This window comes from Ureibacillus terrenus (genome assembly GCF_006569205.1).
GTDB lineage: Bacteria > Bacillota > Bacilli > Bacillales_A > Planococcaceae > Ureibacillus > Ureibacillus terrenus.
The window spans coordinates 25,030-38,850 of record NZ_VIGD01000001.1 but is presented as its reverse complement, the minus strand read 5'-3'; the positions used below and the strand labels follow the sequence as shown (position 1 = coordinate 38,850).

At 39.2% G+C, this 13,821-nt stretch carries 16 protein-coding genes; 13 read left to right on the top strand and 3 right to left on the bottom strand.

Features of this window, described 5'->3' with window-relative positions:
- Window positions 1-12: 12 nt before the first annotated feature.
- Window positions 13-231, bottom strand: coding sequence for a hypothetical protein (locus FKZ59_RS00190; protein WP_141600714.1), 219 nt, complete (start codon window positions 229-231; stop codon window positions 13-15).
- A 505-nt stretch (window positions 232-736) separates the two neighbouring features.
- On the opposite strand from FKZ59_RS00190, the gene proS reads away from it, so the two are divergent.
- A complete protein-coding gene (gene proS, locus FKZ59_RS00185; protein ID WP_141600713.1) occupies window positions 737-2,173 on the top strand; it encodes a proline--tRNA ligase in 1,437 nt (478 codons plus the stop codon).
- Between the two features lie 212 nt (window positions 2,174-2,385).
- Window positions 2,386-2,754, top strand: coding sequence for a helix-turn-helix domain-containing protein (locus tag FKZ59_RS00180; RefSeq protein WP_141600712.1), 369 nt, complete (start codon window positions 2,386-2,388; stop codon window positions 2,752-2,754).
- 121 nt (window positions 2,755-2,875) lie between these two features.
- Here the strand turns inward: FKZ59_RS00180 and serC are convergent, their stop codons facing one another.
- Entirely contained in the window at window positions 2,876-3,970 is a 1,095-nt protein-coding gene (serC, locus tag FKZ59_RS00175) for a 3-phosphoserine/phosphohydroxythreonine transaminase (protein ID WP_141600711.1), read from the bottom strand.
- Between the two features lie 199 nt (window positions 3,971-4,169).
- On the opposite strand from serC, the gene FKZ59_RS00170 reads away from it, so the two are divergent.
- The 6 genes from FKZ59_RS00170 to FKZ59_RS00150 all read left to right on the top strand — a co-directional run bounded on the left by FKZ59_RS00170 (window position 4,170) and on the right by FKZ59_RS00150 (window position 8,449).
- The gene (locus FKZ59_RS00170; protein ID WP_181733110.1) at window positions 4,170-4,769 is read left to right on the top strand and encodes a carboxymuconolactone decarboxylase family protein; all 600 of its coding nucleotides are present in this window, start codon (window positions 4,170-4,172) and stop codon (window positions 4,767-4,769) included.
- 258 nt (window positions 4,770-5,027) lie between these two features.
- Window positions 5,028-5,168, top strand: a complete 141-nt coding sequence (locus FKZ59_RS14560; RefSeq protein ID WP_181733109.1) for a hypothetical protein — start codon at window positions 5,028-5,030, stop codon at window positions 5,166-5,168.
- A 93-nt stretch (window positions 5,169-5,261) separates the two neighbouring features.
- Window positions 5,262-6,029, top strand: a complete 768-nt coding sequence (locus tag FKZ59_RS00165) for an NRDE family protein (RefSeq protein WP_141600709.1) — start codon at window positions 5,262-5,264, stop codon at window positions 6,027-6,029.
- Window positions 6,030-6,128: 99 nt separating this feature from the next.
- Window positions 6,129-6,251, top strand: a complete 123-nt coding sequence (locus FKZ59_RS00160; protein WP_141600708.1) for a YjcZ family sporulation protein — start codon at window positions 6,129-6,131, stop codon at window positions 6,249-6,251.
- A gap of 149 nt (window positions 6,252-6,400) precedes the next feature.
- A complete protein-coding gene (locus tag FKZ59_RS00155) occupies window positions 6,401-7,180 on the top strand; it encodes an SDR family NAD(P)-dependent oxidoreductase (RefSeq protein WP_141600707.1) in 780 nt (259 codons plus the stop codon).
- A gap of 126 nt (window positions 7,181-7,306) precedes the next feature.
- Complete coding sequence (locus FKZ59_RS00150; protein ID WP_141600706.1) at window positions 7,307-8,449, top strand: toxic anion resistance protein; 1,143 nt, start codon at window positions 7,307-7,309, stop codon at window positions 8,447-8,449.
- 42 nt (window positions 8,450-8,491) lie between these two features.
- On the opposite strand, the gene FKZ59_RS00145 is transcribed toward FKZ59_RS00150, so the two are convergent.
- Complete coding sequence (locus FKZ59_RS00145; protein ID WP_141600705.1) at window positions 8,492-8,800, bottom strand: CotD family spore coat protein; 309 nt, start codon at window positions 8,798-8,800, stop codon at window positions 8,492-8,494.
- 328 nt (window positions 8,801-9,128) lie between these two features.
- On the opposite strand from FKZ59_RS00145, the gene FKZ59_RS00140 reads away from it, so the two are divergent.
- The 5 genes from FKZ59_RS00140 to FKZ59_RS00120 all read left to right on the top strand — a co-directional run bounded on the left by FKZ59_RS00140 (window position 9,129) and on the right by FKZ59_RS00120 (window position 13,742).
- Window positions 9,129-10,085, top strand: a complete 957-nt coding sequence (locus tag FKZ59_RS00140) for an alpha/beta hydrolase (protein WP_141600704.1) — start codon at window positions 9,129-9,131, stop codon at window positions 10,083-10,085.
- A gap of 189 nt (window positions 10,086-10,274) precedes the next feature.
- Window positions 10,275-11,108: an N-acetylmuramoyl-L-alanine amidase gene (locus FKZ59_RS00135; protein WP_141600703.1), complete on the top strand. Its 834-nt coding sequence runs from the start codon at window positions 10,275-10,277 to the stop codon at window positions 11,106-11,108.
- 184 nt (window positions 11,109-11,292) lie between these two features.
- Window positions 11,293-12,174 (top strand): EamA family transporter RarD, encoded by an 882-nt coding sequence (rarD, locus tag FKZ59_RS00130; RefSeq protein WP_141600702.1) that lies wholly within the window; start codon window positions 11,293-11,295, stop codon window positions 12,172-12,174.
- Window positions 12,175-12,289: 115 nt separating this feature from the next.
- On the top strand, window positions 12,290-12,916 hold the full coding sequence (locus tag FKZ59_RS00125) for a GIY-YIG nuclease family protein (protein WP_141600701.1): 627 nt from the start codon (window positions 12,290-12,292) through the stop codon (window positions 12,914-12,916).
- A 109-nt stretch (window positions 12,917-13,025) separates the two neighbouring features.
- Window positions 13,026-13,742, top strand: a complete 717-nt coding sequence (locus tag FKZ59_RS00120) for a cytochrome c biogenesis CcdA family protein (protein WP_141600700.1) — start codon at window positions 13,026-13,028, stop codon at window positions 13,740-13,742.
- The last annotated feature ends 79 nt before the right edge of the window (window positions 13,743-13,821 follow it).

Below are 13,821 nucleotides of genomic sequence, written 5' to 3'. Positions count from 1 at the left end.
CCGCAATATCCCTTACCGCTTTCGTAACCTCCGCATGCTTTGTTCATATCCATCAATAAAGGTGGAGATGGAGTTGGCCATTTCATCGACAAGGACCTCACTCTGGTCAATGACCGCTTCTTCTGTTTTGGATGAAATGAAGATGGAACTGGAGGTCGCCAGGGTTCCCAGGCCGATGACAATAATAAGGAGCACTGCGCCAATTATTTTCCATCGTATGGAAAGTTTCATTATTTTTCCTCCTTTTAATTTTTGCAACATTTTTAATAATAGTAAAAAAAGAATAGGTTGTCTATCTGACTAGTTCTTTATTAATCAGATTTCACAAGATCAATAAACCCGCTGCTTATAGGATGATAGTCATGATTTTGTTATAAATATTGTAATTTTTAAGAAGATGAGATAAAAAATCAACGTACGGCGGGAATCTGGGCTTCCTTTTCTCTTTGAAAAATCTTATTTTTGGAATATATCGGCTTCCCGGCGCAACAATTAACTGCAAAATTTTAGATAGGAATTGTATTTATTGCTTGAATTTGGTACATTATATTAGAAAAAACTAAAATTCGTTTACTGAAAATTTAGCATTCGCTGAGAGCTATATCGCCACCCGAAGCCTGGAAAAAGAGCGGATACGGCTCGATATATGCCATGCATTGGCGGTAACAGGACTATTCAGCGTAAAGGCGTCCAAAAGGGGACATCTTTACGCTATTTTGTTGCGAGGAGGATGACGATGTCACAACAGACGAACGATTTTACAAAATGGTATATCGAAACCATTCAAAAAGCGGATTTGATGGACTATACGCCGGTGCGCGGATGCATTGCGTTTAAACCGGACGGATATGAGATATGGGAACATATTCAGGAGGAAATGGATCGGCGCTTTAAAGAAACGGGGCATCGAAATGCCTATTTTCCAATGTTGATTCCTGAATCTTTCTTCCAAAAAGAAAAAGAACATGTGGAAGGATTTTCGCCTGAACTTCCATGGGTGACGGAAGCTGCGGGTGAGAAACTGGAAGAACGCTTGGCGCTCAGACCGACTTCCGAAACAATGATCGGATATTTGTATTCCCATTGGATTAAATCCTACCGCGACTTGCCGGTGCTTATCAACCAATGGGCAAACGTATTCCGCTGGGAAAAGAAAACATTGCCATTCATCCGGACTTCCGAATTCCTTTGGCAAGAAGGGCATACGGCGCATGAAAACGAAGAAGATGCGCGCAAAGAAACAATGCAGATGCTCAATATTTACAAAGATGTAGTGGAAAATGTATTGGCCATACCTGTATATGACGGACAAAAAACTCCTTCAGAGCGCTTTGCGGGGGCAGTCGATACGTATTCCATCGAAGCGATGATGAAAGATGGAAAAGCGGTGCAAGCCGGTACAAGCCACTATTTGGGAACAAAATTTGCCGAAGCGTTCAACATTAAATATTTGAACAGGGAAAATAAACATGTTTATGTTCATACGACTTCATGGGGTACTTCAACCCGTTTGATCGGTTCGGTGATTATGGTGCATGGGGATGAAAAAGGATTGGTTCTTCCTCCAAAAATTGCACCAACTCAGGTAATCTTGATTCCTGTCGGTCCATGGAAGAAAACACCTGCCATCATTGAAAAATTGGAAGAAATCCGAAAAGCTTTAAAAGAAAAGGGGATCCGTGTACGTCTTGACGATTCAGACCAATCTCCGGGATTTAAATTTAATGAATGGGAGTTAAAAGGAGTGCCGGTCCGAATTGAACTTGGACCTCGTGATTTGGAAAACAATCAAGTCATCTTGAAAGCCCGCGATGAAGATGAAAAAATCACTGTTTCCATTGAATCCGTCGTGGAAGCGGTGGTAAATGAATTGGAAACAATGCAAAAACGTCTCTATGAAAAAGCGAAAGCATTCCGCGATGCGAACTCCCATACTCATATTGATACACTGGATCAATTAAAAGAACATATTGCAACTTGCGAGAAGGAAGGCAAAATCGCAGGATGGGTTCTTGGCGGCTGGTGTGGCGACGATGCTTGCGAAGCGAAAGTGAAAGAAGAAACGAAATTCACATCCCGTAATATTCCATTCAATCCGCCAATGAAAAAACACACTTGCATTACTTGCGGAAAAGAAGCGAAATATACCGTGTGGTTTGCAAGAGCATATTAACCGGTGAAAACAGGGCTGTTGAGAAGAACGAATCTCGACAGCCTTTTTTATGAGAAAAATTTTGACGTATTCAAAAAGCCTGGCAACGGATATCTGGTTTCCAATTAAACACGGTTCTAAATAATCCATTTATATTTTAAAACTTCCTCGCGCCACATTTTCTAGTAAAATATAGTTACACACACGAAGCTAAACCAATAAGGTGATGAAATATGGGCAGAAGCACATTTGTCATTAAGCAAAGGGCATTTTTGAAACTTTATATGATTCACGAGGCCGAGAAAGGGAGACTATACGGTCTTCAAATCTTGGAAAACTTGCAGGATTACTTCAAAGATCTCGGTTATCGTCCGACGAAATCCGAAGTCTATAAATCCCTGCATGAATTACTGAAAGACGGCTATTTGACAAGAGAACCAATCATCAAAGAGGGAACGGAAATGCAGACGCTGTATATATACCGAATCGGGGACAAGGAAAAAGTGAAAGCGTATAAAGATACAATAAAAGCGGATCTTGACCGTTCGATTGCCCTCCTGAAAAGAGCGTTGAAAGACAATTATTCCCAAAAGAGAGGGTAGAAGAGGGTGATTCAAAAAACTGGAAATTGAACCGATATTTGGTTTTTGCCGGTTCTCAAATCAATCATAAAAGAGCGAATGGGACATTAAGTTCCATTCGCTCTTGGTCATCTTTTTTCTGTTATTGATGTTTCTTTTGGAATTCATACATGAAATCTCTCAACGCGATGCAAGCTTCAACAGGCACTGCGTTGTAAGTTGAAGCACGGCATCCTCCGACAGAACGGTGGCCGTTTAGTCCTACGAAACCGGCCGCTTTGGCTTCGGCCAAGAATTGTTTTTCCAATTCTTCATCCGCCAAACGGAATGTGATATTCATTAAAGAACGGCTGCCAGGTTCTGCATGTCCTCTGTAGAATCCGTTGCTTTCATCAATTACATCATAGATATATTTCGCTTTTTCTTCGTTGCGTTTTTGGATTGCTTCAAGGCCTCCTTGTTCTTCAACCCAGCGCAACACTTCTCCCAGCATATAGATGCCGAATGTCGGAGGAGTATTATATAAGGAGTTTTTATCGGCATGAGTTTTATATTTTAACATTGTTGGAAGCTCTGTATTGGCTTTTTCGATCAAGTCTTTGCGGATGATGACAATCGTCACCCCGGATGGTCCCAAGTTCTTTTGCGCGCCTGCGTAAATAATTCCAAATTGGCTTACATCAAATGGACGGGACATGATGTCACTGGACATATCCGCAACTAAAGGCACGTTCCCTGTATTAGGGAATTGTTTCCATTGAGTACCGTAGATTGTGTTGTTGGAAGTGATATGAACATAAGCGTCGTTTTCATTGAATTGAATTTCGTCAAGTTTAGGAATATTACGGTAGCCGTTTTCTTTTGTGCTTGCAGCGACTACGGCATTACCGAAAAGTTTTGCTTCTTTATATGCTTTTTCAGACCAGGAACCAGTCAAAACATAGCTTGCCGTTTGATCTTTTGTTAGGAAATTCATCGGCACCATCGTAAATTGAAGGCTTGCGCCGCCTTGCAAAAAGAGCACATCATAGTTATCAGGAACAGATAAGATTTTTTTCAATCGGTTGATGGCATTATTATGAACTTCATCGTATTCTTTGCTGCGATGGCTCATTTCCATGATGGACATGCCAGTGCCGTTATAGTTGACCAATTCTTTTTGGGCTCTTTCCAGCACTTCTAATGGTAACGCGGATGGTCCTGCGTTGAAATTGTATGCTCGTTTGTTTGTACTCACTGTTTAACACTCCTTGAATATTTCAATATATTTTGATTATATACTCTTTTTTACAAAATCGAACAATATTTTTGCAAGAATTAGTGAAATTTTCCGAAATACAGAGAATAGCTGTCAAATTGTTAAAAATTTATGCGAATTCGAATTTTTAATAGTTACCGCAGTTTTTTCGCCAGAACAAATGCGGAGGAGGAAAAATATGCCGAGCTATTATGAAAAGCATAAAGATCATCTTATGAAAAAAGTGAAAGAAGTCTCGCCGGAATCATTCAAGGCATTTTTGAAATTTGAAAGGGAGATTTTTAGGCCCGGGGCGCTCACAAAAAAAGAAAAGGAGCTGATTGCCGTTGCCATTGCCCATGTAATAAAATGCCCCTATTGCATTGATGTTCACACAAAAAAAGCGAAATTTTCGGGCGCAAGCATGAAAGAGCTGGCGGAAGCTGTATTTGTTGTATCTGCGATGGAAGCGGGTGCAGCGGCGCAATATAGCAGCTATTTTAATCGGGAAAAAAGTTCACATCAAGAACATCATTCTAAACCATTTGAGGCTTATGCCGATTTTGTCCGGGCTGTCATGGAAGAAGGAAGTTTGACCGAAGAGTTCAAAACGCTGCTTGCATTGACTGTATCTTACGTGATTCAATGTCCCCAATTAATAAATTTTCATACCAAACGCTCAAAGGATTTGGGGGTATCGGGGGAAAGGATTGAAGAAGCCATTTTCGTCGCGGCTGCATTAAAGGCGGGTGGCGCATATGCGCATTTGATCCATTTATATGAAAGTTATTTTGAGTGATAAATGGGGTCTATCTTTTATTGAACATGAATCCGCATTTTTAAGAATTTTAATAACTTTATTGTAATTTGGTTTAAGAGATTATTCTTTTGCATATAAACAAATAAAATAGAAAGAAATGAAAATGGACATGCAGATTGACGGGCTGATCTGGAACGCCAATGTAAGTTGCGTAAAAATATTTTTTATAGGGAGAATCAATTTGATTTCTAAATGAATGTTTTATTCATCTTAACCGAAAGGAATGGAGGAATAGTTTTGGAAATTATTGCATCGGTGCTTTTTTATGTGATACCGGCATCCTTTATTATCTGGTTCATGGTCAATATCGTTTCGTCTTTAAGACGGAATAATAAAATATTGGAAGCCATCTTGGAAGAATTAAAAAAGGGGAATTAGTATGACAAAAAATTCCCTTATATAAAAATATTGGGGATTAACCGCTTTCAATGATAAACTATTCGTAGAAAAATTTATAAAAGGGTTGGGAGTATGTGTTTAATTCATCTTCACTTTAAAAATCATCCAATGTACCAATTAATCATCGCAGCCAACCGGGATGAGGTTTATGACCGGCCGACGGAACCCGCCCATTTTTGGGAAGATGAACCCGGAATTTTGGCGGGCAGAGATCTTCTGGAAATGGGCACATGGATGGGCGTTTCGAAAAACGGACGGTTTGCCGCGATTACTAATTTCCGGGATCCTTCATTGCCGAAAAAGCCCCGATCCCGAGGTGAGATTGTACGGAATTTTTTAAAGAGCAGCGTCCATCCAAAAGAATTTATTGATGAGCTGGCAAAAGAGAAGGATTCCTACGGTGGGTTTAACGTAATCGTTGGCGATCCGGAACAATTATTTCATTACAACAATATTTTGGATGAGAAAAATGAAATTAAGCCGGGTACCCATAGCATCAGCAACCATACATTAAATACCCCTTGGCCGAAGGTAGTGAAAGGGAAAGCGAGATTTGCCGATTATATTCAGCGCAATCTAGGAAAATTGGACATTGAGAAATTGTTTGAAATTATGATGGACCGCGAAATCGCACCGGATGAACAGCTTCCGGATACAGGGGTCGGGTTGGAAATGGAAAGAAAATTATCGCCGGCCTTTATTCAATTGCCTCATTACGGTACCCGTTGTTCAACGGTATTGCTGATCGACCATGAACAAAATGTCACTTTTGTAGAAAGAACTTTTAATAGCGGTAATCTGAAATTCGAGAAGAGGTTTCATTTTAAAATAGAAGAATAATATAAAATGAATTTTTTATTTTTGAATTATGCTATTGTCCCTGCATCCCCCATATTGCAAACATACACTGGAGTAGGCAATGATGAGGGAGGGAAATATATGGGATATCAATATGGTTATAGCGGAGGCTATGGCTATGGATATGGTGTCCATGGCTTTGCTTTAATCGTTGTATTGTTCATCTTGCTTATTATTGTAGGTACACACTATAAACAATTCTGATCATATAAAGAATCAAAATAAAAGACGGATCCTAAAGAATTTCTTCAGGATCCGTCTTTTATTTTGAGGAACTCTTGGATTTTAAAAGGATATCATGGCGATACATAGAAAATATAAATATTAATATAGTGATAAAGGAGATGTAAAAAATGGACTTGGGATTGGAAAATAAAGTGGCCGTCATTACCGGGGCGAGTAAAGGAATTGGTTTACATACAGCCTTGCAACTTGTAAAAGAAGGGGCAAAGGTCGCCATCTGCGCAAGAAAACCGGAAGGATTGAAAGAAGCAAAGGAATGGATTAAAGGGCAAACAGGAAAAGAGGTTTTTACCATTGCCGCCGATGTAACAAAAGAAGAGGATTGCAGACGATTGATCGAAGAAACCGTTGCCCATTATGGAAAGTTGGACATATTAATAAACAATGCCGGAACTTCTGCAGCTTATTCTTTTGAAGAAGTGGATGCGCCATTATGGCAGGCTGATCTGAATTTGAAGTTGTTCGGCGCCATTTATTGTTCGAAATATGCGCTCCCTTATTTAAAAGAAAAAGGGGGATCCATCGTGAATGTTACGGCTTCCATTGCAAAGACTCCCGGAGAAAAAAGCCTTCCGACAACGGTAAGCCGTTCCGCCGGAATGGCGCTTACAAAAGCGATGAGCAAAGATCTCGGAAAATATAATATTCGCGTGAATACCGTATGCATCGGCCTGATCCGAAGCAGGCAAATCGAAGAAAAATGGAAGCGGGAAATGCCGGATGCCGCTTGGGAAGAGTATTCAAAAACAATGGGAAAAGCGATTCCCCTTGGCAGAATTGGAGAAACGGAGGAAGCGGCCAAAGTCATCACATTTCTTGTGTCAGATGCGGCTTCCTATGTGACAGGCACTTCCGTAAATATCGATGGCGGTTCTGCCGGAACATTGTGACCCTCCCAAAAAAGCTTCTTGAAAGAATTGAAACTTTCCGGTTCCTTCAATCGTATGTTTAATCGTAAAGTTTGTGTAAACTAAAAGTACAAGTATGACGGATTTAAATGAGAACGGAGGATCGCCATGTCAGAAATGAAAAATCCATTGTTTGAAGATTTGGATGCGAAAATTAAACAAGAAAAACAAGAAATCGTCGAAGCGCCTCCCCAACTTGTAACGGATGAAGAGATGTCCCAGCTGCGCAAGCGGCAAATCGAACTGAAAACAGATCCGGCAGTTCTTGCCCTTGCCGAAAAAATAGACGTACGGAATCAAATTGCGGTGCTGGAGTTTGGAAAGGAAACGGCCAATGCCATTTCAAAATTTTCGGATCGGATGCTTGCTTCCATCAAACAAAGCAAATTGGAAAAATCAAGCGAACTGATCAATCATTTAAATAAAATCATGTCCCGTTTTGATCCGGAAGATTTTAAAGAAGAAAAGCAGGGATTCTTTGCCCGTCTTTTCGGCAAAGGGAAGGAACAGCTGCAAAAAATTCTATCCAAATACGAAACGATGAATAAAGAAATCGATGCCATTTATCACGAAATTACAAAATACGAACAAGAAATGAAAAAGAATACCATTGAATTGGAACAAATGTACGAACAAAATCTTGAATATTTTAAGAGCTTAAGCGAACATATCGCAGCCATCGAAGTGAAATTGGAAACATTGAAGCCGGAAGTGGAAAGATTGCAGGCCCTCGCCAATGAAGGGGATCAGGAAGCCGTGATAGAGCTGGAAACGCTTGGCCGTGCGATTGAACTGTTGGAACAGCGCCGTTACGATTTGGAAATGGCCCAGCAAGTAGCATTCCAGGCTGCACCGCAAATCCGACTGATGCAACAAGGCAACAATCATTTGATTGCCAAAATCAATTCCGCTTTTGTAACGACGATTCCAATTTTTAAACAGGGGCTAATACATGCGGTAACAATTAAGCGCCAAAAATTGGTATCGGATTCCATGCAGGAATTGGATAAACGCACAAATGAAATGTTGATGAGGAATTCGGAAAACATCCGCCGAAACAGTGTGGAAATTGCTCGTACGGCAGGACAGCCAAGCATCAAAATTGAAACGATTGAACAAACTTGGAGGACGATTTTGGCTGGTATTGAAGAAACAAAACAAATCCAGGAAGAAACGGTCCACAATCGCGAAGAAGGCAGAAAACGGCTTGAGCAGCTTCAATTGGAATATGAAAAGTTAAAAAGATTATAAAGAAAATGCTGCACCCCTTGCCGGGTGCAGCAAATTTTTATTTTAAAATCCAAATCTTCTTGGAATAGGGAAGCAATTTGGATTAGGATTTCGAGGATCGCCGCATTGTCTTGAAGTTTGATAATATTCATTCACTTGGGAATATGTTTGCGGATAATAATGTCGGTGATGAAAAACATGACGGTTTACAGTTGTTGTATGCACCGGATGGATATGCGGAACGATTGTATTAAAAATATTTGTTCTTACCACTTCTTGTGTTGGTGAAATTTGTGCCGGGGCAACCTGTGTCGGCATTACATGGGGAGGGCAGCAAATCGGTCTCATGTGAGAATGTCTTCTTCTGAACATTTACGTTCACCTCCTAATAAATCTAGATTCATCAATAGCATATGGAAGATAAAAAAAATAGATTAGATAAACACCCAGAAAGCATAAAATATAAGAGGAGGAGAGAATGTTGATGATTGATTAGATAGAGATTGGGTGAATGATTGTATGAAAATGATAGAATATCGCATTCCGATAATAAAAAATTGTATAAAATTTATATTATTCATAGTATATAAATAAATTTTATCAATAATTAAGGGTATTTTTGTTGAAAGCGGAAGGGATTCGTTATACAATTAAAACATAGTAAATTAATAAGAATTATAAGAAAAAAGGATGATCCTCTATGTCCTTCTTATTGAAGAGCACCGTCAAATATTTAAAAGAAGCGAATCAACAAACGCCGTTATACAAAATGGATCCAATTGCTGAGAGAAAAAGAAGAGAAATTTTATTGCAATCCAAAAGCAAGCGTTCATCCAATGCCGTAAAGAAGGAAGACCGTTTTATTACAGTAAGGGATGGCAATTCCATAAAAGTACGCATTTATACGCCGAAAGGAAAAGGCCCATTTCCGATAATCATTTATTACCATGGAGGAGGATGGGTGTTAAATAGCATTGAAACAAGCGACGAATCTTGTGAATTGTTATCAGAAATTACCCGGTCCGTCGTGGTGTCCGTCAATTACCGTTTAGCTCCCGAATACAAATTCCCGACTCCAGTATATGATGCATATGACGCTTTTCTATGGGTGTCGGAAAATAGTCAACATTTGAACGGCAACAATCAAATCAGTGTGGCAGGGGACAGTGCAGGAGGAAATTTATCGGCCGTAGTTTCGTTATTGAACCGGGACTTGCAAGGTCCTCCAATTCATGCACAAATATTGCTTTACCCTGTTACCGACTTGACTTTCAGCACGCCATCCTATGAAGAATTTGCAACCGGGTTTGGCCTTTTAAAGAAAGATATGGCATGGTTCAAAAAACATTATTTAAACAATGAAAATGAGATATACAATCAGTATGTTTCTCCTTTATTGGCTGACAATTTGTCCCTCTTGCCGCCCGCATTTGTAGTAGTTGCAGAAAATGATGTATTGCGGGATGAGGGGATTGAGTACGCAAAAAAATTAATTGATTTTGGCGGAAAAGTCGAATTAAAAATCGCCCGTGGCCTTGTGCACAGCTACTTTACAAAAAATGAATATTTTCAAACTCAAATAAAAGATACAATTTTCCAAATCCGTTCTTTTTTGTCATCTTTGAACACCAGAAAGGAATTTAATCTTTCTTCATAAGGGCTAACTTTATAGTTAGTCTTTTTTTTTGTCCCTTTTTCACTCTTTGGCCCAAATCTATTAAATTAGAAAGAAAAAGCGAATTATTAAATAATAAGCCCTGCTTCTTTTCAATAAGGTACGTATTATAAAATATAAGAATTTTAATATTAAGCATCTTAAATCAAATAAGTTGTTGGGGGTGAATTTATGAGCTACATTGCAATCAGTTCAGGACATTTCGGACCCGGCACTGGTGCAAGAGACATTATTGATGAGGTGACCGAAGCGAGAAAAGTGGTTGACCGGGTTTCCTATTTATTGCGGAATGCAGGGATTACAGTTCACAAAATCGTTGATAATCAATCAAAGACGCAAAGTCAAAATTTGAATTATTTAATTGCCCAGCATAATGCAAAAAAACGGGATTTGGATGTCAGCATTCATTTTAATGCTTCCGGGAAGAGAACCGATTTGCCGATTGGGACGGAAGTGTTATACCGAAGCGATTCGATGAGGGCCTTTGCCGCAAAAGTGAGCCAATCCATTGCCGCGGCCAGCGGTTTGAAAAACCGTGGGGCCAAAAAAAGAGCCGAGCTTGCTTTTTTAAGGGGGACAAACAAACCGGCGATCCTTATTGAGGTATGTTTTGTGAACTCAACAGAAGATGTAAGGATTTATCGGGCAAAATTTAATGATATTTGCGAGGCGATTGCGAAAGAGTGCGTGGAATTTGTGGCGCCCAATCTATCAAAAGGAAAAATTGATTTGGAACAAATAGAAAAAGCGGTTCAAAACACATTACCGTCCATTCAACAAAATGCTTCAAAAACCATCTTTACAAGCCCTGCTTTGAAAGAACGTCTCAAAGCAATTCTTAACGATCAAAAAATGATTGAAGCGATCGTCCAAAAAGGCATCAACGAAAGAGCAATTCATATGAACTGGGCGGCAAAATTGCAAACCGGCACTTTGACTTCCGCGGATTTGCTGGGTTTAAGCGCATTAATCGTCGAACACCAAATAAAAAGCATGAAAAAGTAATGGGCAGCAATTTGCTGCTTTTTTTATGGGCCCCTTCATCAGGCTGTCCAAAGGGACATATATAAATGACAAGGACAGCCACTCTTTTTGAAAAATTTTTTTACATTTACTTCATAATTTTCCGCCTATATAATTTTTTTAGGCATTTTCGATTACAAAAACATTGAAAGGTTTGGGGCATCTTATGACGGAAGAGAGAAAAGGCATGTTCAATGCCATTTTTGCGTATGCAATTTGGGGAGTGTTTCCGGTTTATTGGAAGTTGTTGGAACATGTAAATAGTTTGGAAATTTTATTAAACCGGATTATTTGGTCATTTGTTTTTACGTGTATGTTCATTTTCATAATTAGCCAGAAAAAAGAATTCTTTCAGGATTTGAAATCATTATGGCTTAACAAAAAGATGTTTTTCGGATTGATGGCAGCTTCCTTTGTCATCTCTTGCAACTGGTTTCTGTATATTTGGGCGGTCACCCACGAACATGTGGTGGAGACAAGCCTTGGATATTATATTAATCCTTTAATTACCGTGTTATTTGGAGTTGTATTTTTTAAAGAACATTTGTCAAAGGGGCAAATAGCCGCAGTATTTATTGCCTTTACAGGCGTGGCAATCATGGCGGTCCGCTACGGCAAAATTCCTTGGGTCGCATTAGGGATTGCTTTCTCTTTCGCAATTTATGGGGCGTTGAAGAAAAAAATTCAGCTGGATGCCAAAAGGGGATTGGCCATCGAAACAATGTTTATTTTGCCGTTCGCGTTAGTTTTATATATTTATCTTATGTCAACTAATAACACTTCATTTTTGCAGTTGGACTGGAAAACGGATCTTTTGCTTATTTTCGGAGGGGTAGTGACTGCCTATCCACTAATTTTATTTGCAAAGGGAGCGAAAGCTTTGCCTCAATCCGTTCTTGGATTCATTCAATATTTGGCACCAACCCTCATTTTAATTTTAGGGGCCGCTGTTTATGGCGAACCGTTTACAACTGTAGAGTTGATTTCTTTCGGTTTTATATGGGTTGCCATCGTTGTATTCAGTTTATCGACAATGATAAAAAATTGAAAAAAACGTGCCCTTGTATAAAGGAATTCAATAATTTTTATCGAAATATTATAAGAAATTGAAATTTTTTCAAATTTTCCTTTTTATTTCGATAGGAAAACGGAGGGAAGTGTCAATGCATGTAAAAATTGGTGGTAAAGAGTTTTATTTCCATCGTGTTCGGATTGAACTGTTGGAAACGGGGATAAGGGAACCGTTTCGCTTTTTTGATAAAAAAACGATCCGCGACCTTCTTCAGCACCGCCGCTATCAACACCTGAAAGATAAAGTATTCAACGATTACTGTGACATATTGGATATGCCTGCAGGACCAGCCTTGTATTCCATGAAACAAAACAATGATTTGTTCTACAAAGAATTTTTGAATAATTACGGGGATTTGGATTATTGCCAATTTGTCGTCAAAGGCAATGAATCGGTATTAAATAAAAAGGGCGTATATACGGTCATCATGAATGATAAAATTGTTTTTGCAGGAATCTGCAACAATAAGTTTAAATTACGTTTCAACCAGCACATCGGAAATGTCTCTCCGAAATCTTGTTTCCGTGATGGCACAGCCACCCATTGTCATATCAATGCCAAAATAGCTCAACATATAACGGACAATAATATTCATTTCCAAGTTTGCCCTTTATCCGACGTCGGGGAAATGAAACTGGTAAAAAATTGGATTATCGACCGATTTGAACCTTTATGGAATTTAAGATTTGGAAGCGATATTATTTATTCATATAGTTAATCCTTTATTTATGATGAATTTGTTGCCAATTCTTCAATTTTTCATGGCAACATTCCGGAGATTCTTTGTTATCATATAATTGACACATCATCTTAAAGGAGAGACAGGAATGTCAGCTAATATCAACGTACTATTCGCTTTCGGGGCGGGGTTCCTGAGCTTCATATCCCCATGTACATTGCCGCTTTATCCCGCTTTTCTTTCCTACATTACCGGGATGAGCTATGATGAAATAAAAAACGATAAAGCGATGCTGCAAAAAAGGGCGATTTTGCACACCCTCTTTTTCCTGATCGGATTTTCGATTATTTTTATTATTTTAGGTTTTGGCGCCCGTCTATTATCATTGGAAGATTTCTTTTTGAATTATCAAGATTTAATCCGTCAAATTGGTTCAATTTTAATTGTGTTTTTCGGCTTAATGATTGTTGGGTGGTTAAAAATCGATTTTTTAATGAAAGATCATAAATTTGAATTTAAAAATAGACCATCCGGTTATTTGGGTTCATCTTTGATTGGTCTAGCCTTTGCCGCCGGATGGACGCCATGTACCGGGCCGATTTTGGCAGCTATCGTTGCGCTGGCCATGACGAATCCAAATTCCGCCATGGGGTATATGGTTGCCTACGTATTGGGGTTCTCCATTCCGTTTTTTATCTTGTCATTCTTTATTTCAAGAATGAATTGGCTCCGGAAATACAGCCACAGGATTGTAAAAATCGGCGGTTATGTGATGATTGCCATGGGAATCTTATTATTCTTCGACGGCATGACTTATATCATTCGCGTGTTAACTCCTATATTTGGCGGTTTCCAAGGGTTTTAATGGTCCCGGGAACGGCCGTTGAAACGGCCATCTGTTGAAAAGGATTGTTCCATAAGGTTTATAGATACATATGAAGAGC

Excerpts from the sequence above, each read along its gene's own strand:
- FKZ59_RS00190 (WP_141600714.1), bottom strand. The coding sequence starts at position 231 with ATGAAACTTTCCATACGATGGAAAATAATTGGCGCAGTGCTCCTTATT.
- proS (WP_141600713.1), top strand. The coding sequence starts at position 737 with ATGTCACAACAGACGAACGATTTTACAAAATGGTATATCGAAACCATT.
- FKZ59_RS00180 (WP_141600712.1), top strand. The coding sequence starts at position 2,386 with ATGGGCAGAAGCACATTTGTCATTAAGCAAAGGGCATTTTTGAAACTT.
- FKZ59_RS00170 (WP_181733110.1), top strand. The coding sequence starts at position 4,170 with ATGCCGAGCTATTATGAAAAGCATAAAGATCATCTTATGAAAAAAGTG.
- FKZ59_RS00165 (WP_141600709.1), top strand. The coding sequence starts at position 5,262 with ATGTGTTTAATTCATCTTCACTTTAAAAATCATCCAATGTACCAATTA.
- FKZ59_RS00160 (WP_141600708.1), top strand. The coding sequence starts at position 6,129 with ATGGGATATCAATATGGTTATAGCGGAGGCTATGGCTATGGATATGGT.
- FKZ59_RS00155 (WP_141600707.1), top strand. The coding sequence starts at position 6,401 with ATGGACTTGGGATTGGAAAATAAAGTGGCCGTCATTACCGGGGCGAGT.
- FKZ59_RS00150 (WP_141600706.1), top strand. The coding sequence starts at position 7,307 with ATGTCAGAAATGAAAAATCCATTGTTTGAAGATTTGGATGCGAAAATT.
- FKZ59_RS00145 (WP_141600705.1), bottom strand. The coding sequence starts at position 8,800 with ATGTTCAGAAGAAGACATTCTCACATGAGACCGATTTGCTGCCCTCCC.
- FKZ59_RS00140 (WP_141600704.1), top strand. The coding sequence starts at position 9,129 with ATGTCCTTCTTATTGAAGAGCACCGTCAAATATTTAAAAGAAGCGAAT.
- FKZ59_RS00135 (WP_141600703.1), top strand. The coding sequence starts at position 10,275 with ATGAGCTACATTGCAATCAGTTCAGGACATTTCGGACCCGGCACTGGT.
- rarD (WP_141600702.1), top strand. The coding sequence starts at position 11,293 with ATGACGGAAGAGAGAAAAGGCATGTTCAATGCCATTTTTGCGTATGCA.
- FKZ59_RS00125 (WP_141600701.1), top strand. The coding sequence starts at position 12,290 with ATGCATGTAAAAATTGGTGGTAAAGAGTTTTATTTCCATCGTGTTCGG.
- FKZ59_RS00120 (WP_141600700.1), top strand. The coding sequence starts at position 13,026 with ATGTCAGCTAATATCAACGTACTATTCGCTTTCGGGGCGGGGTTCCTG.